This window comes from Nocardia huaxiensis (assembly GCF_013744875.1).
GTDB lineage: Bacteria > Actinomycetota > Actinomycetes > Mycobacteriales > Mycobacteriaceae > Nocardia > Nocardia huaxiensis.
The window spans coordinates 7,322,473-7,342,485 of record NZ_CP059399.1 but is presented as its reverse complement, the minus strand read 5'-3'; the positions used below and the strand labels follow the sequence as shown (position 1 = coordinate 7,342,485).

Below are 20,013 nucleotides of genomic sequence, written 5' to 3'. Positions count from 1 at the left end.
GCCCGAGGTGGTTCGGATCGCCGCGGGCCCGGAAAATCGGTTGTCGGCGGGTAGCCCGCTGTGGCGTCATGGAACGCGATGAAGCAACAGCGCCCCGCCACCGCGCGGTCGATCGACAACAACCTCAAACTGCACCGGCACCTGGTGCGGACGCCCGGTCGCGTCCACACCGTGATCACCCTGCGCCCGGGGACCGACGCCCGCTTCAGCACCAATCGTTTTCACGACACCTGGCACGTGCTGTCGGATGATCGTGGCGCGCAACTGCTTTCGCGACTGCTGTGGGGGCTGTCGTATCAGGCGCGGCCGGGCACCATGGTGCTCATCGACCGCCCGTTCCTCACCCCGACCCCGTTCGACGCCGACCCGGCCGATCCGATCGTGCTGGTGCCCGGCTGGTGCACCCCGGTCGACGACCGCCTCGCCCGGCAGCTGAAAACCCGTCTGCCACTGTCGCATTCGGATGGCACGGTGCGCTGGCACACCTTCGGCCTGGACCGCACGCTGGAACCCGAGGCGCTCGACAGCTGGTGGCAGGGCCACCACACGCGACGAGAGGATCGCGGCCGCATCGATCGTCGCAGCGGTCTGCTCTTCCTCACTCCCAGCACTCCGAATGAAGCCCGCGCCTGGGCATTGCAGGCGGCCCGGCTCGATACCGGCAATCCGTTCGGCAACGACTACACCTACCTCGATCGCTGGGATTACGGGCACGACGGCGAGATCCAGATCTTCCGGCGTTTCCGTCCGATGGTGAGCGTTGCCGGGCAGGCCCGCGCCCAGGTGCTCGGCCGCTCCGGCCTCCCGGCCGATCCGGACGCGCTGCGTCAGGCCGTCTGGCGAGAGGCCGAAAAGGTCAGGGGTGACGCCCATCTGCACGTCCGCGTATGGACCGGCGCCGGCTACGAACTCGGCCCCGAGGCCGCCGCCATGCTGGCCCACGCCGAGGTGTTCACCCTCGACGACCTGGCCGCCCTCGGTTCGGTGGAGGCATACCGCCGCATGCGCGACGAGTCGGTGAAGGGCCTGACCCTCGACATGCTGTGGGCGATGGAAGCCGCCCTCACCCGCCGCAGTCGTCACCTCATCGACCCCGAGCGCCGCCGCGAACTCCGCGCCCAACTCGGCGAAGCGCCCGCCGAACCCCCAGCCCACCGCCCCCGCTACCGAGCACCCGTTCGCCGCAGCCCGCGCGGCCGACAGCAGCCCACCCGCATGAGCTGACCAGCGGCAGCCCAGCCGAAAGCAGTGGCAGCCCGCCGAAATCAGCGGCGGCACGCCGTCATCCCGGCATGCTTTTGGCCGGGATCCACAGGGCGACGCACGCTATCCGTGTCGATCCCGGCTAAAAGCGCGCCGGGATGACGAGGGTGGGGTCGGCGACATTGCCGCGCGAGTCCAGTAGCCGCCCCGGACGTCAGGGCTGATTCAGCGGCTGGTGAAGCCGTTGAGCAGGATGGCGAGAGTTTCGCGGAGTTCCTGGACGTCAGGGGTGCGGGCACCCGCGCCGGCCAGTTGATCGAAGATCAGGCCGTCCAGGCAACCGACGAACGCGAGCGCGCGCTGTTCCGGGTTCGGTGCGCCCAGGCGTCCCAGGATGCTCGCGGCCAGGGCGCGGAAGCGGGATCCGGCCTCGCTCAGGGTTTTTCGCAGCTCCGGGCGTCGGGTGGATTCCAGGGCGAGTTCATAGCGGGCCAGCATGTGGTCGCGGTCGACGGTGAGCCAGTGCATCAGGAGGGTGCACAGCAGCTCGACGACTTGTTCCGGATTGTCGAGATCGGCTGTGCCGGTGGGGAGTTCGGCGAGGTCGCTTTCGGTGAGGCGGTCGACGGCGGCGGTGAGCAGGGCTTCGCGGGTGCGGAAGTGGTTGGAGCAGGAGCCTTCCGGTAGTCCCGCGGCCTGATCGACGGCCCGGTGGGTGAGGCCGCGCTGTCCGGTGCGGGCCAGGACTGAGATGGCCGCGTCGGCCAGTACCGTCCGCCGGTCGATGGCATCGGTCACAGGGTCTTCCTTCCTCGGGCCTTGTCAACTACAACTGTAGTGAGCAACGAACTACAGCTGTAGTGGAGGATACCGTGAGCGAATTCCGCAAGGCCATCGTGGTGGGCGGAGGCATCGGCGGCCTGGCGACGGCCATCGCCCTGACCCGGCGTGGACACCACGTCGAGGTGCTGGAACGCGCCGCCGAATTCGGCGAGTCCGGCTCGGGCATCTCCCTGTGGACCAACGGTCTGCGCGCCCTGGACGCGCTGGGCGTCGGCGACAAGGTCCGCGCCGCCGGGCACATCGAGACCGAGGCCGGCATCCGTGATCGCTCCGGCCGCTGGCTGTCCAAGACCGACACCGCCGAGCTCGCCCGCCGCTACGGCCCGGTGGTGGTGGTCCGCCGCGCCGACCTGTTCGCCATCCTGGCCGGTGCGCTGCCCGCCGACAGCCTGCGCGCCGCCACCACGGTCACCGGCATCGACACCCGCACCGCCACAGTGAAAGTCGAGCACACCGCCGGAACCTCCGAGGCCGACCTGATCATCGGCGCGGACGGCATCCGCAGTATGGTCCGCGCCACCCTGTGGCCGGATGCGAAGGCCCCGCGCTACGCCGGCTACACCGCCTGGCGCATGATCACCGCACCGCTCGACTTCGTCCCCGCCGGCGGCGAAATCTGGGGCCGCGGCGAACGTTTCGGCATAGCCCCGCTCGCGGACGGCAGCGCCTACCTCTTCGGCGTCGCCAGTGTGCCCGCGGCCGAGCGGCGCTCCCGATCGGCGGCCGCGACCGGCCAGCACGCGGATGTCGAAGCCGCCACCGGCGGGCAGGAATCCACCGACACCGGCATGGCCATACGGACCGCGGCCGACGAATTCGCCGAGGTGCAACGCAGATTCGCGCACTGGCCGGATCCCGTCCCCGCCCTGCTGGCCGCCGTCTCCCCGAATGCCGTGCTCCGCCATGACATCTACGACCTCCCTCCGCTGGACAGCTTCATCCGTCCGCGCGCCGCCCTCCTCGGCGATGCCGCCCACGCCATGACCCCGAATATGGGCCAGGGCGCCAATCAGGCTCTGGAGGATGCCGTCACCCTCGCCGCTGTCCTCGACGGCCGCTCACTCGATGCGGCCCTGACCGAGTACGACCTTCTGCGCCGACCGCGCACCCAGGCCATCGCTCGCCGCTCGCACCTGATTGGTCAGGTCGCCCAGTGGTCCTTTCCGCCCGCAACCCTGCTGCGCGACACCATCATCCGCTGCACCCCGTCGAGCGCCATGCTGGACAGCCTGCGTTCGGCCCTGACCTGGGAACCGCCTCGGTAGCGAACGTTCGTTATCGGTAGGACTACTCGGTTTTCCGGGGGTCTCGGCTCATCCCCCCGACCTCGCGGTTCGCGAGAGTTGTTGCGCGCCAGAAAACCTGGTGCGGGCAACCGGGGGGAAACCATGCGAAAACGACTGATCATCAGCCAGATTCTGGTACTGCTGCTGGCGCTGGGGATCCGGCTTCTGGGCTTTGGCTGGGTACTGATCATTCTGGTGCTGACGCCGTACGGCTGGGCCTGCGCGGCCGTGATCATCACGGTGCTGATGACAGCGGCGGTGCTGTCCACGGCTCAGGGCCCGGTCCGGTGGCGACGGTGTACGTGGTGGCTGCTGGCGCTTGCCGATGCCGGCCTGCTCGTCTTCGCCTGGTGCGCAGCCGATACCGGCAACATCTACGATTCCGCAAGTGAGCAGTTGGTCCCGCTCGCCCTGCTGCTCACCGGTGACAATCATGTCTCCGGCACCGAACAGGCCATCTACGCGACCACCGCCACGGTCTCCATCGTCCTCTTCGCCGTCGCCGCCGTCGCCGCACTCGTCGTCGCTGTGGCGGGCCGCCGACGGTAACCCGGTGTGCGCGAGCCGGTTGCGGTGCTGCCTGGGCTCGGGCAGGCTGTGCCGGTGCTGAGCGTGTTGTGCGGGGTAGGGGAGTAGCGCGGTGCGTGGTCGATTCGATCCGCGGCGCAGGCAGGCCGAGCCGGTCGAGCCGGAGCCCGCCGAGGCGGTGCTGGAGATCGATCTGGCGGGGGTGGTGGCGGCGTTTCATTCGGATCTGGCCGAGTGGCTGGGTTCGGATGCGCTGCCGAAGGTGTTCGATCGGATTTCCGCTGCGCTGGACGAGAGATTCACGTCGGTGGTGACGACGGGGCAGGCGGTGGATCGGGAGACGCTGCTGGCGGGATTGTGGTCGGCGCGGAATCTGCAGCCGGGGCTGGATATCGAGGTTTCGGAGGTGGTGGAGATCGCGCGGAGCGGGAATCTGCTGGTGGTGCGGTTCGCGGCGGAGAACCGGCTCGGTGAGATCCGCACGCGGCGTTGGGTTACCGGCGTGCTGGTCACCGACGGCCGCACCTATCAGTGGCGGACGGTGCACGAAACGCCGGAGCCGGCCGCGAGCTGAATTGCCCTGGGCGTGTCGTAGATACCGGGTTGCCGGTCCGGTTTGCTGTGGGGCACGCTGGGAGGGTGACGATCTCACTACCGCGCAATGTCGCCGACATCATCGAGCGGGCATTCGGGGAGCGGGGAAAGCGCTGGCTGGAGGAGTTGCCCGCTCTCGTGGAGGAGCGTTGCGCGGCTTGGGGATCGACGATCATCGGCGACGGCTTCGGCGGCGGCACGCACTCGTATGTGGCCCCGGTGCGGCGGGCCGACGAATCCGTTGCGGTGCTGAAGGTTCCGATTGTCGACGCGGAGAACCGGGCGGAGCCGACCGGACTGCACTGCTATGCGGGTGACGGCGCGGTCGAACTGTACGAATACGATCCCGCGAGCGGGGCCATGCTGCTCGAATGGGCGCGGCCCGGCACCGAACTGGTGGCTCAGCCCGGATTCCCCAGTCTCGAAGGCGAATCCCGCAATATCGAGAAGGTCGAGTTCGCGTGCCGGCTGTACCGGCGACTACGCCGCGCACCGGTCGCTGTGCCCCAGCACTTTCCGCCGCTCCCGAAGGCGGTGGACATGGTGCTCGACTGGACCATGACCTTCGTCGACCCGGAACCCGCACTCGCGGAGGTGATTCCGTCCCGGCTGCTGGACCGGGCGGCGCAGTGGTGTGTCCGGCTGGCGGTGCCCGACGGCCCGCTGCTGGTGGTCAATCGTGATACCCATCTGGGCAATATCGTTGCGGCCGAACGGGAACCGTGGCTGCTCATCGATCCCAAGGCGTACCTGGGCGAGGCGGCCTTCGACGCCGGTTTCCTCGCCATGATCCAGGTGCAGAGCTGGCCCACCCCCGAACACGCCCGCGCGGTGCTCGACCGCACGGCGACCGCGCTCGACGTCGATCCGGAGCGGGCGCGCGGCTGGGCTTTCATGCGCGCCATGGAGGAGATCTCCTGGGCCGTCGAGGACGAGGAGCCCGAGGACCTGCGCCTGCACCTGGCGGTGGCGCAGGCCCTGGTCTGACCGGCTCGGCCGGAATTCGGCCCGATCAGCCCCGTTCGAGCTGTTTCCGCTGCCGCTCTTGGCGTTTGCGGTGATTGTCGTTCTCCACCAGCCTGCCGATGGTGGTCGGGATGAGCAGCGCCAGACCCCACGGCGCGGCCACCCAGATCGGCCAGAAGTATCCGGCCCCGGTGACCGCCCAGATCACCAGGCACAGCGCGTTCACGAACACCCACGGCGTCCACATGATCTTCACCCAGGTGGGGAAGCCCTTGGGTTTGGTGACCGGTGGCGGCGAAACCCGTTGCGCGGGCAGGTCGGACAGCACCGGCGCGAGTTCGCCGTAGGTCCGGGCCGAGTACACCCGCTGCAGCCGCTCATCGAATTCGTGCAGGGTCAGCCTGCCCTCGTCCATGGCCGTTTTCAGCCGGGCGACGATCTGCTCGCGGTCGGCGTCGGAGGCCCGCATTTCTTCCTGGCTCACGCTGCCCAGCGTAGGTCGGCGGCAGCCGCCGTGCCCGCCCAATTGTGCAGGCGCGGGCCCGGTTACGCCGAGTGCAGGGCCGCCAGCAGCGTGGTGAGGATCGGCGACTGCCGGAGATCGCTGCGCACCACGGCCGACACCGGTACGCGCAGCGGATGTCCGGTGAGCCGCAGGGTCGCGATGCCCTCGGTCTGACTGTCCGCGTACAGAATGGTCCAGGCGTCGGGCCGATTGATGAGTTCCATGGTGGCGGTGTGGTCCGGCGGGATGGGTGGACCGTAGGCCGGCCCGGTGGGCAGATCGGCGAAGGCCGCGCGCACCACATTGTGCAGCAGCACCTGATCCGACTCCGGTGGCAGCAGCAGTGGATAGGCGGCCAGGTCGGTGAGCGTCACCTCCGCGCGCCCGGCGAGCGGGTGCGAGGTGGAGGTGGCGAGGACCAGATCCTCGACCCAGAGCTTGCGCACCTCGAGGCCCGGCTGGTCCACGCTGCCCCGGATGAGAGCAAGGTCACAGTCCCCGTCGGCGACGGCCTGGATGCGCTGCCGGAATGGCTTGATGACGAATTCGATCTCCGCCCCGGGATGCGCCTCGCGCGCTCCGGCGATGGCCGACAGTGATCTTGTTGCGAAAGACATATTGGCTGCGAGGCGAATGCGCGGCCCGGAAGCCCGTACAGCTGCGCGAATGGCGGATTCCAGGCTCAGCATTTGCTTCGCAAGGGGAAGTAGCCGAGTGGTCGCGTCGGTGGGTACGACCGATCTTGTCGAGCGTTCGAAGAGGGGGACGCCAAGATCTTTCTCCAGCCGGGCGATCTGATGGCTGATCGCCGACTGCGAGATGAAGCTCCGGGTCGCGGCGCGGCTGAAGCTGAGCTCCTCGCAGACGGCCACGAAGTAGGCCAGTTGTCGCAGCTCCACGGCACCTCTCCAATTCATGATCAATGTAGATAAGAGTCATCTTAATTATGCGCCCTGACCCCTGGAACATTCCCATTCCGAATCACGGTTAGTCATGACAGAAGGGAGCTGTCATGCAGTACTCGGGTTCGGGGATCGAAGCCACAGATGTCGTCATCGTCGGATCGGGCTTCGGCGGTCTCGCGGCCGCGAAGCAGTTGAACAAGTCCGGCGTTCCGTACGTCCTTATTTCGAGCACGCCGGAACACCTGTTCCAGCCGCTGCTCTACCAGGTAGCGACGGGTGTGCTGGCCTCGGAGGAGATCGCTCCTCCGATCGCGAACATCCTGCGTCACCACAAGAACGGTCAGACCCGCGTGGGCAAGGTCGTCGCCATCGACGCCGACGCCGCGGTTGTGACCTACGAAGATGCTCAGGGGCAGCACAAGATTCGATACGGCAAGCTGATCGCCGCCACCGGTGCCAGCCAGTCCTATTTCGGCCGTGACGATTTCGCCGACAAGACCTACTCGCTCAAGACCGTCGACGACGCCAAGCGGCTGCGCGCGCAGATCGAGCACGTCTTCGAGCAGGCGCGCACCGTCGACCTCGAAACCCGCCGTCGCCTGCTGAGTTTCGTCGTCGTGGGCGCGGGCGCGACCGGCGTCGAGGTGGCCGGGCAGTTGAAGGAACTCTCCAAGCGGCACTACCACCAGGAGATCTCGGTGACCCTGGTCGAGGGTGCGGGCGCGGTGCTGCCGCCCTTCGGCGGTGGGCTGTCGGAGTACGCGAAGCAATCGCTCAGCAAGTCCGGAGTGGACGTGCTGCTGGACACCTTCGTCACCGATATCCAGGTCGGCAAGGTGACCGTCAAGAGCAAGGACGGCATGGAGCGCGGCATTGCCGCCGAGACCGTGGTGTGGTCGGCGGGCGTGCAGGCCGGCGGATTCGCCAAGATCCTGGCCGAGGCGACCGGCTGTGAGACCGACCGCGCCGGACGGCTGCTCATCAATCAGGACTGCACCGTCGGCGGGCACGCCGACATCTTCGCCATCGGCGATATGACCTCGCTGAAGGGCTACCCGGGACAGTCGCCGGTCGCCATGCAGGAGGGCCGCTTCGTCGCCGACATCATTCGCGGCAAGCGCCCGGCCGGCAGCGAGTTCGAGTACTGGGACAAGGGCAGCATGGCGGTGATCAGCCGGTTCAGCGCGGTCACCAAGATCAACGACCAGATCAAGTTCACCGGCACGCTGGCCTGGTTCACCTGGCTGGCGGTGCACCTGTTCTACCTGGTGGGCTTCCGCAACCGGTTCGCCGCGGTGTTCTCCTGGCTGGTGGCGTTCATCGGGCACGGACGGCCCGGGTTCCAGGAGGTCGAGAAGACCGCCGCGCCAACGGCTTACGAGCAGCGACGGGCTGCGTAACGACGTAACACGAGGGGCTCTCCGGTATTGGCCGGAGAGCCCCTTCGTCATTCCGGCACCTTCATGACCGAAGCCCGTGGATCGCGGTGACGCGGCGGCGGTTCCGCTGCGGGTGAAAACCGGTTGACCTCGAGTCGGGTTGAGGTTGGACGCTGGCGGTATGGCAGAGAACAAGACAGCCCTCGTCACGGGAGCCTCGGCCGGATTCGGGCGCGCGGTCGCGCTGGCCCTCGCCGCTCGAGGCTGGCAATCGATCATCACCGCGCGCGGGGCCGAACGCCTGGAGAAGGTCGCCGCGGCGACCGGGGCGACGGCGGTAGCGGGGGATATCGCCGATCCCGTACATCGCGCGCGGCTTGCGGAGGTGATCGGTGACGGGCGGCTGGACCTGGTCGTCAACAACGCCAGTGCGCTCGGGCCGAGCCCGCTGCCGAAACTGGAGCACTACCCGCTCGGCGAGCTGGCCTCGGTCCTGGACACCAATGTGATTGCGCCCCTGGCGGTTCTGCAACTCACCCTGCCCGCCCTGCGGGCCGCGAACGGCATCGTCGTGAACGTCAGCTCCGACGCGTCGGTAGCCCCCTATGAAGGCTGGGGTGGATACGGGGCGTCCAAGGCGGCGCTGGACCACCTCACTTCCGTTCTCGCCCTGGAGAATCCGAGCCTGCGGATCTACGGCTTCGACCCCGGCGAGATGCGCACCGAGATGCATCAGGCCGCCTTCCCCGGCGAAGACATCTCCGACCGTCCGGAACCGGAAACCGTTGTGCCCGCACTGTTCCGGCTCCTGGAAACCCGCCCCGCCAGCGGCAGATACGTGGCCGCGGACTTATCGGTGGCGTCATGACGGTCGACTTGGCGCGCCACGAGTTCGTCGTGCCTGCCGAACTGACGGCCACCAGCCCACCCGAGGTGCGTGGCCTCGCCCGCGACGAAGTCCGCCTACTGCTGAGCGACGGCGGCACCATCACGCACGCCCGCTTCCGCGAACTCCCGTCCTTCCTACGCCCCGGAGACCTTGTGGTCGTGAACAATTCGGCCATGATTCCCGCCGCCGTGGACGCACGTCTGGGCGGCGCCCCAGCAGTCGTGCACTTCTCCACCCGCCTCGACGACGGCCGCTGGGTGCTCGAGCTCCGCGACCCGCGCGGCACTCCGTGGTCGGCAGGCAGTGTGCCGGATCCGCGTGACATCAGGTCCGAGGGTCGGGAATCGCATCGTGGCGCGACCGCATCCGCTGCCCTCGATGCCGATCGGACGAGTCTCGGCGCGCGAGCGGACGGCGCGAGACCGGGGAGCGGTGCTGCCGAGCATGCGCGCACGGCGGTGGAGCCGGGCGTGCGGGTCGGGCTCGCGGGTGGGCACAGTGCGCTGCTACTGGCACCCTGGTTGCCGGGGTCGGGACGGTTGTGGGTCGCTGAGGTCGATACCGACGTGCCCGCTCTGCTGGCGCGGTACGGGCGGCCGATCACGTATTCGTATGTGTGCGAGCGGTGGTCGGCGTCGTACTACCGGACGGTGTTCGGGAGGGAGCCCGGCAGCGCTGAAATGCCCAGTGCCGGGCGTCCTTTCACCGAGGCGCTGGTGACCGAGCTGGTGGCGAGCGGGGTGGGGCTCGCGCCGATCACGCTGCATGCCGGGGTGTCGTCGCCGGAGGCGGGGGAACCGCCGAGTCCGGAGCGGTTCACGGTTCCGGAGATCACCGCGCGGTTGGTGAATGCGACGCATGCCGCGGGTGGGCGGGTGGTGGCGGTGGGGACCACGGTTACCCGTGCGCTGGAATCCGCCACGGACACAGGCGGATCGGTGCGTCCTCGGGCCGGGTGGACGGATCTGGTACTCGACGGCTGCCGTCCCGCGCGGGCCGTGGACGGGCTGATTACCGGCTGGCACGAGGCGGGTGCCTCCCACCTTCAGCTGCTGGAATCGGTTGCGGGAGCGGATGTCGTCCGTGCCGCCTACCGCGCCGCGCTCGACACCGGGTACCTCTGGCACGAATTCGGTGACACCGCATTGCTGTTCCGGAGCTGACCCGCTGTGGCGGGCCTGCGGGACGCGGCGTAGGCTGCAGCCTTCCCCCTTCGCGGGGGTTGTTGCCGGTGTCCGGCGGCAGCTGTCCGAGGCTGTTCGAAGGCCCGCCGGAGCCCTCGGTACCCACCGAAGTTTCCAGCGTTTGTCCTGGTAGAGAACGTTCGAAGGCTCTTCGATGAACGCCGGGTGCGGTCTGCGCCCCGTTCACCGGACTGGCATCGAGAGGCAATCTCGCGGTCGCTCCAGCGCCGTCTGGGACTGGCTTGATCATCGCTATGACCACCATGGCAGCGTCGAACGCCAGCCTGCTCGCAGCTGGATCGAATCCCGCCCTGCTCCCGCAGTCATGTCGGACCCCCGCGCCGGTGCACACCTCCGGCCGGTCCCAGTACTCCCTGGTCGTCTCCTCCGACGCCGAACATCGCGAGGCCGCACAACGCCTGCGCTATCAGGTGTTCCGCAACGAGCCCGGCTTCCGCATCCCCGAGAACACCGACGGGCTGGACGCGGACCGGTTCGACGACCACTGCGACCACCTGCTGGTCCGTGACGATCTCACCGACCAGTTCGTCGGCTGCTACCGCATGCTGCCGCCGGACAAGGTGACCGCCGCCGGCGGCTACTACACCGCCACCGAATTCGACCTCACCGCACTGGAACCCGAGCGGCACCGCATCGTGGAGATGGGGCGCGCGTGCGTGGTGCCCGAGCACCGCAACGGTTCCACCCTCACCCTCATGTGGGCGGGCATCCTGCACTACATCCAGCTCACCGGCTACGAGTGGGTCATGGGCTGCTGCTCGGTGCCCATGCAGATGACGCCGCAGGATCAGCCGGGTGTGAATGTGCGCGGCGTCCGAGATCTGTTGCTGGCCAAGCATGGTCTCGAGCCGGAACGGCACGTCCGCCCGTTCGCCCCGGTGGTCGTGGACGGCCGCACCCTCGACGACATGCAGCCACCGGCACGCCCGAAGCTGCCGCCGCTGCTCAACGGCTACCTGCGCCTGGGCGCCCAGATCTGCGGGGAGCCCGCGCACGACCCCGATTTCGGTGTCGCCGATTTCGTGGCCCTGCTGGGCCTGGAAACCATCAACACCCGCTACCTGGAGCGTCTCCGGGGCGCGGCCGCGACCTTCGACGCACGGTGATGAATCATGTTGCCCGCCTTCCTTTCCCCGGGCTCGTCCGCCCTGGAGTGCCCGCAGGCTCCCGCCACCGCTCACGCCTGGATGCCGCACAGCCCCTGTGACGCTTCGTGTGTCGACTCGCCCGCCGCGGCCGGCGCCCTGCGGGTCGCCGCCCGCCTGCTCGGCGTCGCCGGTGTGCTGGGCAGTTTCCCGCTCGCCTACCTGCTGACCCCGCGTCATCGCCGCCCGGTGATCCAGCGCGGTTACGCCCGAGCCCTGCTGGCCTGCTGCGGAATTCGCATCCGTGTCATCGACAACCGCGGCGCGACAGCCGAATCCGAAGGCGGCGTCCTCCTGGCCGCCCACCACATCGGCTGGACCGACGTCGTCGCCCTGTCCGCGATCGGCCCCATGAGCTTCGTCGCCCGCGCCGACCTGGTCGACTGGCCCATGCTCGGCGATGTGGCTCGCAAGGTCCGCGTGATCCCCATCGAACGCGAACGCCTCCGCACCCTGCCCACCGTCATCGCCACCATGACCGAACGCTTGGCCGCCGGCGAACGTGTCGCGTTCTTCCCCGAGGGCACCACCTGGTGCGGTCGCGCCCACGGCCGCCTCCGTCCCGCCCTCTACCAGGCCGCCGTCGACTCCGGCACCCCCGTCCAGCCGATCCGCCTGCGCTACCTGGACCGCCACGGCGAAATCTCCACCGTCCCAGGCTTCGTCGGCGTCGACGCCCTCACCGACTCCATCGGCCGCGTCCTGCGTTCCAAGGGCGTCACCGCCGAAATCACCCTCCAGCCCCTGCAACTCCCCGGCACCGACCGCCACGACCTGGCCAGCCGCTGCCGCCGGTCCATCGAGGGCGACCTCATGGACCGCGCCTTCACCGACGTCATCCACGGCGCCGACGAAGTCGAAGCCATCGGCACCGGCGCCCACCGCCGCCCCACCCCCGTCACCCACCCCGTCCACGCCTGACCGTCCACACCGGATGGCATCTCGCCGGATGCCATCCGGTGACAATCCGACGCGAATCGTGGTCGAGGCGCACACCGAACCCGCATAGCGCGGGGCGGCGGATTCCGGGCAGCGGAGTGTTCACCGGTTGCGCCGCCGCCGTGCGGTCAGCACTCCGGCGAGCCAGCCGATCACGAACATGGCCAGCAGGATCAGCCAGAGCGGTGAGCTGATGTCGAACAGCAGGAATTCGATCGACACCCGTTTACGGTTCGCGGCGATGAAGAGCACCGCGAGCACTGTGAGAGCCAGGGCGATCCACTGGGTCGGCGTCACGCGGGACAGAAGGGACGGTTTCTCCGGGCTGCTCATGAACCACTCCTCGCCTCGGGTCAGTGGCCGCTGCTGAATTCCTCATTGGCCAGGCGGGCGGCGTCGTGGGCGGCGGATTTGGCGGCGTGGCGGTCCTCGCGCGGGGTGATGTCGCGGTCGCGGTCGATTTCGCCGCGCAGGTCCGAGCGTTTCGCGGGCTCGTAGTCGCCGCCGGATTCGGCGCGGACGCGGTTCATATCCGTCATCTGGTCGTGGCGTTCGGACCGTCGTGCGGCGGCCTGCTCGTCACCGGCTTTGCGGCGGGCGTCCTGGGACAGGTTCTGGTCATGCTCCATCGAGGCACCTCCGGGTCGTGGGGTCCTGCTCGGGAACTACGGATCTGACCAGTATGCGCGGCTGGTGGTGGCTCAGCGTTTGCGGGCGCCCGGCCGGTAGGTGATCTCGCGGCGGCGGGCGCCGGCGGGCCGGTCGGCGTCGGTGGGATCGGGGGTGGCCAGGGCCACGGCCACGGGGATGTTCATGCGGTCGGCGAAGCGCAGGCGGTCGCGGATCTCGCGCGGGGTGCGGGGGCGGTAGCCGGGGCCTTCGCCGCAGCAGCCGCCGTGGAAGGTGAGGCCGGAGCGGAGGACGGCTTCCAGGGCGCGCCAGCCCGCCGTGTCGTGTTTGCGGGGAACCGCCAGGTGCGCACCGGCATTGACGAGTTCGCCGCGGCACCGCGGGCAATGACGGCCCTCGCGGGCGCGAATGTCCTTGTGCGACACCCGGCAGTTCAGGCAGACGTAGTGCGCACGGCTGGGGTAGTAGCACATGCCGGGAAGCCTACGGACATGGATACCGTTGCGGCGAACCATTTTCCGGGAACGAACGCCTGATCACATGCCCCGCCGGAAGCGTTCGTTGCGGACCTCGTCGAAACGGTCGGGGACGAAATTGTCCAGCAGGAGCGCGAGACGCCCCATGAGGGGGCCGATGTGGCGCGGACGGTCGATGATGGCATCGCAGATGGTTTCCGCGCCCTGCTCCGGGGTGAGCGCGGGGGTGTTCCGATATTCCAGGTTCGGGGCGACCATGGCGGTGCGAACCAGCGGCATGTAGATCGAGGTGAATCGCACATTGTCCGTGAGGGTTTCGATGTGCAGGTTCGAGGTCAGCGAATCCAGTGCGGCCTTGGACGCGACGTAGGCGCTGTAGCCGGGACCGCCGAACTGATTGGCCAGTGACAGCACGGTGACGATCTGACCGTACCGCCGTTCCCGCATCCCGGGCAGCAGCGCGAGTATGAGCCGGGTCGCCGCGAAGTAGTTCAAACGCATGGTGCGCTCGTAATCATGGAAGCGCTCATAGGATTCGTCGACCCGCCGGCGAATGGACCGCCCCGCATTGTTGACCAGGATGTCCACCCCGCCGTGGTCGGCGAGCACCTGCGCCACCATCGCATCGAGAGCATCGAAATCGCTGAGATCACAAGGGTATACGTCGGCCTTCCCGCCGCACCCCGCGATTTCCGCCGCGACGTCCCGCAGTTCGTCCGCCCGCCGCGCCACCAGCGCCACCGTGCCCCCGGCGGCCCCGATGCGCAGCGCGGCCGCCCGCCCGATCCCCGACGAGGCGCCGGTGATCAGCACCGTGCGCCCCGCCACCTGTTCCTCCAGCGTGTGCCGCCGCCGTAGCCGCGCCACGCTCACCTGCGTATCCAGGCTGTGCCTGATCAGATGAGCAAGTTCACCGATTCCGTACATACTTGTGAATGCTAAGTAACCGGTAGCTGGAGCGAGGCGCACTTCGCGGGATCGGCCACGATCTTCGTGTCCGTCATCCGGCAACCGTGGCGGTATCGTGAGCGGCTGATTACGGCTGTGACAGTTAGAGGGAAGTGCGCGTGACACTGGGGTGGGTTGCCGACGGGACCGAAGCGGACCGATCGGCGGTTGCAGTTGCGGAGCGGGCCGCACCGGAGACGGTGCCCGCCGAGCAGACTCGGCGGTGGTGGCGTTCGGCCCGCATCGACCTGCTCGTCGGCGGGGGTTATCTGGCGCTCGCGGTATTCGTGCTCGGCGGGCTGTGGCGCAAGCCCCGCAGCGGTTACCTGATCGACAGCGATCAGGACCAGACGTTGTACGAGTGGTACTTCTCGGTCACGGCGCGAACGGTCACCCACGGCGACAGCATGCTCAGCTCGCAGCTGCAGAACTATCCCGATGGGGTGAACCTGGCGGCCAATACGCTCATGTACGGCTGGGGTGTACCGCTCACGCCGGTCACCCTGCTGTTCGGGCCCACGGTCACCTTCGTACTGGCATTGACCGTCGGTCTGAGCGGCACGGCCTTCGCCTGGTACTGGCTGTTCTCCCGGGAGCTGGTGACCTCCAGATTCGCTGCGGCCATCGGTGGTTTGTTCTGCGGCTTCGCTCCGGCGATGGTCTCGCATTCCAACGGGCATCCGAATTTCGTTTTCCTGCTGCTGCTTCCGCTGATCGCGCGGCAGGTGATCACGATGGCGCGGCGCGCGGAGCTCGCGACGCGACCGGCATGGCAACCGCGTGCCGCGGCCGTGCTGGGTCTGCTGGTCGCATTGCAGCTCGTGCTGGGCGAAGAGCCGTTGCTGATCTTCGCGCTGGCCTTCGCATTGTTCGTGCTCGCCTACGTCCGGGCACCGCGCGACATCCTGCGCACGGCGCGGGTGACCGCGCCGTCGGTGCTGCTGGCGGCGCTGATCACGCTGGCGCTCACCGGGGTTCTGCTGTGGTGGCAGTTCTTCGGACCGCAGTCGTACACGTTCGTCGGTCACGGCCGAGTGGGCAATGACCTGCTGGCGCTGTTCCAGTTCTCCTCGGAGTCGGCCGGCAGCATGTTCTCGTTCGGCCCGGATGTGAGCATCAATCCGACCGAGCACAACTCCTACTTCGGATGGCCGCTGCTGCTGCTGGTCGCGGTGACCGCGTTCCTGCTGCGGCGGGAGCGTGTGGTGCGGGCGGCCGTGGTCGTCATCGTGGTGTTCGTAACGCTGTCGCTGGGCATCGGCCTGCTCGTGGGCGGCACCCTCGCCATCGTGCCCATGGTCGGCGGTGTGCCCATGCCGTGGCTGGTGCTCGGGGGGATCCATCCGCTGAACGGGATCGTCGAATCCCGGTTCTCCATGGCGGCCATTCCGGCCATCGCGATCATCCTGGTCCTGGGCACCCAGCGGGCGATCGACTACCGGCGCACCGCCATCGGCGACTGGCGGCCGACGGCATGGTTCGCCGCCTCGGCCTGCGCGCTGCTGCCTCTCGCACCGACCCCGCTGCCGGTGGCGGAACGCGCCCCGACGCCCGCGTTCTTCGCCGATGGCACTGTGCGACAGTATGTCTCGGACGGCTCCGTGGTGATCGTGCCGCCGTCCACCGCCATGGACGCCGCCGCCCTGAACTGGCAGATCGATTCCGACTTCGCCTTCCCGCTCGTGGGCGGCTACTTCGTCGGCCCCGAACCGGACGGGACGGCCCGCTACGGCACCAAGCATCGGCCCACCGGCAACCTGCTCAGGCTGGTGAGTTACCTCAACCAGGTTCCGGCCGTCGACCAGGCCCTCCGCGACCAGGCCCGCGCGGACCTGCGCTACTGGAACGCCGATCTGCTGGTGCTGCCGCCCACCGCCAACCAGGACGCCCTGCGCCGGACCGTGGACGAACTGCTGGGCATCCCCGGCCGGCGAGTGGACGGGCTGTGGGTGTGGGACGTGCGCGGCCTCGTCTGAGGGGATCGACGGCGATTCGAACCGGTCCCCGGAGTGATCCGTGGGAATAGCGAGACGCCGTCAGCGGGTTGCGCAGGTGGTGTGCGGAAATGTAGGTGGCCGGTGGATACCCGAAGGTTGCGCAGGTCAGGGATGGGATAGGCTCTTACGGTCATGAAGTCGGCTTTCCCGGGTCCGGTCGGTGCCCAGACGGTCTACCTCGATCATGCGGCCACGACACCCATGTTCCCGGTCGCTGTCGAGGCGATGTGCGCTGCGCTGGGGACGACGGGCAACGCGTCGTCGCTGCACGGGTCGGGGCGGGCGGCGCGGCGGCTGCTGGAGGAGGCGCGGGAGTCGATCGCGGCCGGGCTGGGGGCGCGGCCGTCGGAGGTCATCTTCACCTCGGGCGGGACCGAGAGCGACAATCTCGCCGTCAAGGGCATCTACTGGGCGCGGCGCGACGCCGACCCGAAGCGCACCCGGATTCTGGTGAGCGCGGTCGAGCATCACGCGGTGCTGGACACCGTGGAGTGGCTCGAGCAGCACGAGGGCGCGCAGGTCACCTGGCTGGAGGTGGACGCCGAGGGCGTCGTCTCGCCGCGCACCCTGCGGGAGGCGCTGGCCGCGCATGCCGAGGACGCCGCGCTGGTGAGCGTGATGTGGGCCAACAACGAGGTCGGCACGATTCAGCCGATCGCCGAATTGGCCGCGGTGGCGCAGGAATTCGATGTGCCCATGCACAGTGACGCGGTGCAGGCGGCGGCGCAGCTGCCGATCGATTTCGGTCGGAGTGGTCTGGCCGCGGCGAGTTTCGCGGGGCACAAGGTCGGCGGGCCGCACGGGGTCGGCGTGCTGCTGCTCGGGCGGCAGGTGGCCGCGGTGCCGCTGCTGCACGGCGGCGGGCATGAGCGTGATCTGCGCTCGGGGACCTCGGATGTGCCCGGCGCGGTCGGGATGGCCACCGCCGTTCGCGAGACCGTTGCCGGATTGGCTTCTCGTGCAGTCGAATTGGAGCGGCTTTCGGGCCGGCTCATCGACGGTGTGCGGGCCGCGGTGCCGGAGGCCGTGCTCAACGGCGCCACCGGCGAGCGGCGGCTGGCGGGGAACGTGCACTTCACCTTCCCCGGGTGTGAGGGCGATTCGCTGCTCATGCTGCTCGATGCCGCCGGCATCGAATGTTCGACCGGATCGGCCTGCAATGCCGGTGTGGCCGGGCCCTCACATGTGCTGCTGGCCATGGGAGTGGAACCGGCGCTGGCGCGCGGGTCGCTGCGATTTTCTCTGGGACACAACTCGACCGACGCCGATATCGATGCCGTGCTGGCCGTGCTGCCGCAGGTGGTCGAGCGGGCGAAGGCGGCCGGACTGGCCGGAGCGAAGGGAGGCTTCTAGTGCGTGTACTTGCCGCGATGAGTGGTGGCGTGGATTCCGCGGTGGCCGCCGCCCGCGCCGTGGAGGCCGGGCACGAGGTGGTCGGCGTGCATCTGGCGCTGTCCGCGTCACCGGGCACGCTGCGCACCGGATCGCGGGGCTGCTGCTCCAAGGAGGACGCGGGTGACGCCCGCCGTGCCGCCGATGTGCTCGGAATCCCGTTCTACGTCTGGGATTTCGCGGACCGGTTCAAGGAAGACGTGATCGACGATTTCGTCGCCGCGTACGCCGCGGGGGAGACGCCGAACCCGTGCCTGCGCTGCAACGAGAAGATCAAGTTCTCGGCGCTGGCCGATCGTGCCGTGGCGCTGGGCTTCGACGCCGTGGTGACCGGGCACTACGCGCGGCTCGAGGACGGCGTGCTGCGCCGGGCCGTCGACGCCGACAAGGATCAGTCGTATGTGCTCGCGGTGCTCACCGCGGATCAGTTGTCCCGGGCCATGTTCCCGGTCGGCGACACTCCCAAGCCGCAGATCCGCGAGGAGGCGGCGGCGCGCGGTCTGGCCGTGGCGAACAAGCCCGACAGCCACGACATCTGCTTCATCCCCTCCGGTGACACCCGCGCCTTCCTGGGCGCGAAGATCGGTGTCCGCCCGGGTGCGGTGCTGGATGCCGACGGCACCAAGCTCGCCGATCATGAAGGCGTGCACGGCTTCACCATCGGCCAGCGCAAGGGTCTGGGTCTGCCGGGCCCGGCCGCCGACGGACTGCCGCGCTACGTCACCGATATCGATCCCGATTCCGGCACCGTGCGCGTCGGCCCGGCCAAGGATCTCGAGGTCTGGACGGTCCTGGCCGAGCGCGCCATCTGGACCTCGGGTGAAACCCCTTCCGGCCCTGTCGAATGCGTGGTGCAGGTGCGCGCCCACGGTGGGCTCGCGCCCGCGGTCGTCGAGCCCGTGGACGGCGGCCTGGTGGTGCGCCTGCGCGCACCGCTCACCGGTGTGGCGCGCGGTCAGGCCGTGGTCATGTACCGCCCCGACGCCGACGGCGACGAAGTGCTGGGCAGCGGCACCATTTCCGGCACCGAGCGTGAACCCCACTCGTACGCAAGCGAACTGGTCGCGGACAACGCCCGGTGAGTGACGTCGAATCCGGAGCGGCCGGGCTCCGGGGCGGGATCGCGACCGGGGTCGGATCGTGGCCGGGCGCCGATGCCCGGGAGGCCGCCGCGACCATTGTGGGCGAGCTGGGGGAGCTGCCGCATCTGGTGGAGTTGCCCGCGCGCGGTATCGGCGCGGACATGATCGGCCGGACCTCGGCGCTGCTGGTCGAAATGCAATTCGACAGCACCACGCGGGGATACCGGCTGGCTCAGCGTCCGGGCGCGGTGTCGCGGCGGGCGCACGATCTGCTGCGGACCGATCTGGACGCACTCGAAGAAGCCTGGGAGACAGCGGGTCTGGCCGGTGCCGGACGCTCGGTGAAGGTGCAGGTGACCGGGCCGCTGACCCTCGCCGCCGAGGTGGAGCTGCCGGGCGGGCATCGCGTGCTCACCGATTCCGGTGCGCTGCGGGATCTTTCGGAGTCACTGGCCGAAGGAGTGCGCAATCATGTCGCCGAGGCGGGCAAGCGGCTGGGCGCGGAAGTGCTTGTGCAGGTGGATGAACCGCTGCTGACGGCGGTGCTGGAGGGCAGCCTGACGGGTCCCAGCGTCATGAACACCGTGCGCGCCAAGCCGGAGCCGGAGGCCCTGCACGTCCTGGACACGGTGATCACCGCGCAGTCCGGCCCGGTGCTCGTGCACACCTGCGCCGACCGGCCGGCCCTCGGATTCCTGCGCAAGAGTGCCGCCGCCGCAATCGGATTCGACCTGGCCGCCATCGGCACCGCCGACCTGGACAGCGTCGGCGAACTGCTCGACGCCGGAAAGTACCTGGCCCTGGGCCTGGTTCCCGCCGAGCCGCCGTCCAAGCCGATCACCTGGCGCGACATCGCCGAACCCGGTGTGCGACTGATGGATCGGCTGGGCTTCCGGCGACGCCTGCTGGCCGACCAGATCCTCGTCACCCCCGCCTGCGGGCTCGCCGGAGCACCGCTGTCCTGGGCGCGAAAGGCCCTCGGCCTCGCCGCCGAGACCGCACGCACCTACGCCGACGAGCCGGAAGCCCTGACCTTCGACTGAGCTCGACCCTGACAGCTGTCAGGTGTTGCGAAACCCCAGCGCTCCATACATTTTGCCC

Annotated in this window: 21 protein-coding genes; 14 read left to right on the top strand and 7 right to left on the bottom strand. The window is 69.0% G+C overall.

Annotation, left to right across the window (positions count from 1 at the left end; genetic code table 11):
• Window positions 1–78 precede the first annotated feature (78 nt).
• The gene (locus H0264_RS33600; RefSeq protein ID WP_181581264.1) at window positions 79–1,224 is read left to right on the top strand and encodes a TfoX/Sxy family DNA transformation protein; all 1,146 of its coding nucleotides are present in this window, start codon (window positions 79–81) and stop codon (window positions 1,222–1,224) included.
• A gap of 204 nt (window positions 1,225–1,428) precedes the next feature.
• On the opposite strand, the gene H0264_RS33595 is transcribed toward H0264_RS33600, so the two are convergent.
• The gene (locus H0264_RS33595) at window positions 1,429–2,001 is read right to left on the bottom strand and encodes a TetR/AcrR family transcriptional regulator (protein WP_220139893.1); all 573 of its coding nucleotides are present in this window, start codon (window positions 1,999–2,001) and stop codon (window positions 1,429–1,431) included.
• A gap of 74 nt (window positions 2,002–2,075) precedes the next feature.
• Between H0264_RS33595 and H0264_RS33590 the strand changes: the two genes are divergently transcribed.
• The 4 genes from H0264_RS33590 to H0264_RS33575 all read left to right on the top strand — a co-directional run bounded on the left by H0264_RS33590 (window position 2,076) and on the right by H0264_RS33575 (window position 5,441).
• Window positions 2,076–3,311 (top strand): FAD-dependent monooxygenase, encoded by a 1,236-nt coding sequence (locus H0264_RS33590; RefSeq protein WP_181581263.1) that lies wholly within the window; start codon window positions 2,076–2,078, stop codon window positions 3,309–3,311.
• A 123-nt stretch (window positions 3,312–3,434) separates the two neighbouring features.
• Window positions 3,435–3,881 (top strand): hypothetical protein, encoded by a 447-nt coding sequence (locus tag H0264_RS33585; protein WP_181581262.1) that lies wholly within the window; start codon window positions 3,435–3,437, stop codon window positions 3,879–3,881.
• 91 nt (window positions 3,882–3,972) lie between these two features.
• Entirely contained in the window at window positions 3,973–4,434 is a 462-nt protein-coding gene (locus tag H0264_RS33580; protein ID WP_181581261.1) for a hypothetical protein, read from the top strand.
• Between the two features lie 65 nt (window positions 4,435–4,499).
• Complete coding sequence (locus tag H0264_RS33575; protein WP_181581260.1) at window positions 4,500–5,441, top strand: aminoglycoside phosphotransferase family protein; 942 nt, start codon at window positions 4,500–4,502, stop codon at window positions 5,439–5,441.
• Window positions 5,442–5,466: 25 nt separating this feature from the next.
• On the opposite strand, the gene H0264_RS33570 is transcribed toward H0264_RS33575, so the two are convergent.
• Window positions 5,467–5,904: a DUF1707 domain-containing protein gene (locus H0264_RS33570; protein WP_231084512.1), complete on the bottom strand. Its 438-nt coding sequence runs from the start codon at window positions 5,902–5,904 to the stop codon at window positions 5,467–5,469.
• 62 nt (window positions 5,905–5,966) lie between these two features.
• Window positions 5,967–6,824, bottom strand: a complete 858-nt coding sequence (locus H0264_RS33565; protein WP_181581259.1) for a LysR family transcriptional regulator — start codon at window positions 6,822–6,824, stop codon at window positions 5,967–5,969.
• Between the two features lie 113 nt (window positions 6,825–6,937).
• Here H0264_RS33565 and H0264_RS33560 point away from each other — a divergent pair, with 113 nt between their 5' ends.
• From H0264_RS33560 to H0264_RS33540, 5 genes are all read left to right on the top strand, one after another.
• A complete protein-coding gene (locus H0264_RS33560; protein WP_181581258.1) occupies window positions 6,938–8,230 on the top strand; it encodes an NAD(P)/FAD-dependent oxidoreductase in 1,293 nt (430 codons plus the stop codon).
• Between the two features lie 160 nt (window positions 8,231–8,390).
• The gene (locus H0264_RS33555; RefSeq protein ID WP_181581257.1) at window positions 8,391–9,077 is read left to right on the top strand and encodes an SDR family NAD(P)-dependent oxidoreductase; all 687 of its coding nucleotides are present in this window, start codon (window positions 8,391–8,393) and stop codon (window positions 9,075–9,077) included.
• Window positions 9,074–10,261 carry an S-adenosylmethionine:tRNA ribosyltransferase-isomerase gene (locus tag H0264_RS33550; RefSeq protein ID WP_181581256.1) on the top strand — a complete coding sequence of 396 codons (1,188 nt, stop codon included), beginning with the start codon at window positions 9,074–9,076 and terminating at the stop codon, window positions 10,259–10,261. The genes H0264_RS33555 and H0264_RS33550 overlap by 4 nt, the downstream gene beginning before the upstream one ends.
• Before the next feature lie 284 nt (window positions 10,262–10,545).
• On the top strand, window positions 10,546–11,409 hold the full coding sequence (locus H0264_RS33545; protein WP_181586021.1) for a GNAT family N-acetyltransferase: 864 nt from the start codon (window positions 10,546–10,548) through the stop codon (window positions 11,407–11,409).
• 6 nt (window positions 11,410–11,415) lie between these two features.
• The gene (locus H0264_RS33540; RefSeq protein ID WP_244976026.1) at window positions 11,416–12,369 is read left to right on the top strand and encodes a lysophospholipid acyltransferase family protein; all 954 of its coding nucleotides are present in this window, start codon (window positions 11,416–11,418) and stop codon (window positions 12,367–12,369) included.
• A 120-nt stretch (window positions 12,370–12,489) separates the two neighbouring features.
• Here the strand turns inward: H0264_RS33540 and H0264_RS33535 are convergent, their stop codons facing one another.
• The 4 genes from H0264_RS33535 to H0264_RS33520 form a co-directional block, all read right to left on the bottom strand.
• Entirely contained in the window at window positions 12,490–12,720 is a 231-nt protein-coding gene (locus tag H0264_RS33535) for a lipopolysaccharide assembly protein LapA domain-containing protein (RefSeq protein ID WP_181581255.1), read from the bottom strand.
• A 20-nt stretch (window positions 12,721–12,740) separates the two neighbouring features.
• Window positions 12,741–13,016, bottom strand: a complete 276-nt coding sequence (locus tag H0264_RS33530; protein WP_181581254.1) for a hypothetical protein — start codon at window positions 13,014–13,016, stop codon at window positions 12,741–12,743.
• A gap of 72 nt (window positions 13,017–13,088) precedes the next feature.
• Window positions 13,089–13,490: a hypothetical protein gene (locus H0264_RS33525; RefSeq protein WP_220139891.1), complete on the bottom strand. Its 402-nt coding sequence runs from the start codon at window positions 13,488–13,490 to the stop codon at window positions 13,089–13,091.
• 63 nt (window positions 13,491–13,553) lie between these two features.
• Entirely contained in the window at window positions 13,554–14,420 is an 867-nt protein-coding gene (locus H0264_RS33520; RefSeq protein ID WP_181581253.1) for an SDR family NAD(P)-dependent oxidoreductase, read from the bottom strand.
• 140 nt (window positions 14,421–14,560) lie between these two features.
• Here H0264_RS33520 and H0264_RS33515 point away from each other — a divergent pair, with 140 nt between their 5' ends.
• The 4 genes from H0264_RS33515 (at window position 14,561) to H0264_RS33500 (ending at window position 19,955) form a co-directional block, all read left to right on the top strand.
• Window positions 14,561–16,417, top strand: coding sequence for a glycosyl transferase (locus tag H0264_RS33515; protein WP_244976025.1), 1,857 nt, complete (start codon window positions 14,561–14,563; stop codon window positions 16,415–16,417).
• 153 nt (window positions 16,418–16,570) lie between these two features.
• Window positions 16,571–17,791, top strand: coding sequence for a cysteine desulfurase family protein (locus H0264_RS33510; RefSeq protein ID WP_181581252.1), 1,221 nt, complete (start codon window positions 16,571–16,573; stop codon window positions 17,789–17,791).
• On the top strand, window positions 17,791–18,912 hold the full coding sequence (gene mnmA, locus H0264_RS33505) for a tRNA 2-thiouridine(34) synthase MnmA (protein WP_181581251.1): 1,122 nt from the start codon (window positions 17,791–17,793) through the stop codon (window positions 18,910–18,912). Before H0264_RS33510 ends, mnmA begins: the two co-directional genes overlap by 1 nt.
• Window positions 18,909–19,955: a methionine synthase gene (locus tag H0264_RS33500; protein ID WP_181581250.1), complete on the top strand. Its 1,047-nt coding sequence runs from the start codon at window positions 18,909–18,911 to the stop codon at window positions 19,953–19,955. The genes mnmA and H0264_RS33500 overlap by 4 nt, the downstream gene beginning before the upstream one ends.
• Window positions 19,956–20,013 lie beyond the last annotated feature (58 nt).

What these genes read in the sequence shown, in the direction of transcription:
- H0264_RS33600 (WP_181581264.1), top strand. Translation starts at nt 79, where the DNA reads ATGAAGCAACAGCGCCCCGCCACCGCGCGGTCGATCGACAACAACCTC.
- H0264_RS33585 (WP_181581262.1), top strand. Translation starts at nt 3,435, where the DNA reads ATGCGAAAACGACTGATCATCAGCCAGATTCTGGTACTGCTGCTGGCG.
- H0264_RS33560 (WP_181581258.1), top strand. Translation starts at nt 6,938, where the DNA reads ATGCAGTACTCGGGTTCGGGGATCGAAGCCACAGATGTCGTCATCGTC.
- H0264_RS33555 (WP_181581257.1), top strand. Translation starts at nt 8,391, where the DNA reads ATGGCAGAGAACAAGACAGCCCTCGTCACGGGAGCCTCGGCCGGATTC.
- H0264_RS33550 (WP_181581256.1), top strand. Translation starts at nt 9,074, where the DNA reads ATGACGGTCGACTTGGCGCGCCACGAGTTCGTCGTGCCTGCCGAACTG.
- H0264_RS33545 (WP_181586021.1), top strand. Translation starts at nt 10,546, where the DNA reads ATGGCAGCGTCGAACGCCAGCCTGCTCGCAGCTGGATCGAATCCCGCC.
- H0264_RS33540 (WP_244976026.1), top strand. Translation starts at nt 11,416, where the DNA reads ATGTTGCCCGCCTTCCTTTCCCCGGGCTCGTCCGCCCTGGAGTGCCCG.
- H0264_RS33535 (WP_181581255.1), bottom strand. Translation starts at nt 12,720, where the DNA reads ATGAGCAGCCCGGAGAAACCGTCCCTTCTGTCCCGCGTGACGCCGACC.
- H0264_RS33530 (WP_181581254.1), bottom strand. Translation starts at nt 13,016, where the DNA reads ATGGAGCATGACCAGAACCTGTCCCAGGACGCCCGCCGCAAAGCCGGT.
- H0264_RS33525 (WP_220139891.1), bottom strand. Translation starts at nt 13,490, where the DNA reads ATGTGCTACTACCCCAGCCGTGCGCACTACGTCTGCCTGAACTGCCGG.
- H0264_RS33520 (WP_181581253.1), bottom strand. Translation starts at nt 14,420, where the DNA reads ATGTACGGAATCGGTGAACTTGCTCATCTGATCAGGCACAGCCTGGAT.
- H0264_RS33510 (WP_181581252.1), top strand. Translation starts at nt 16,571, where the DNA reads ATGAAGTCGGCTTTCCCGGGTCCGGTCGGTGCCCAGACGGTCTACCTC.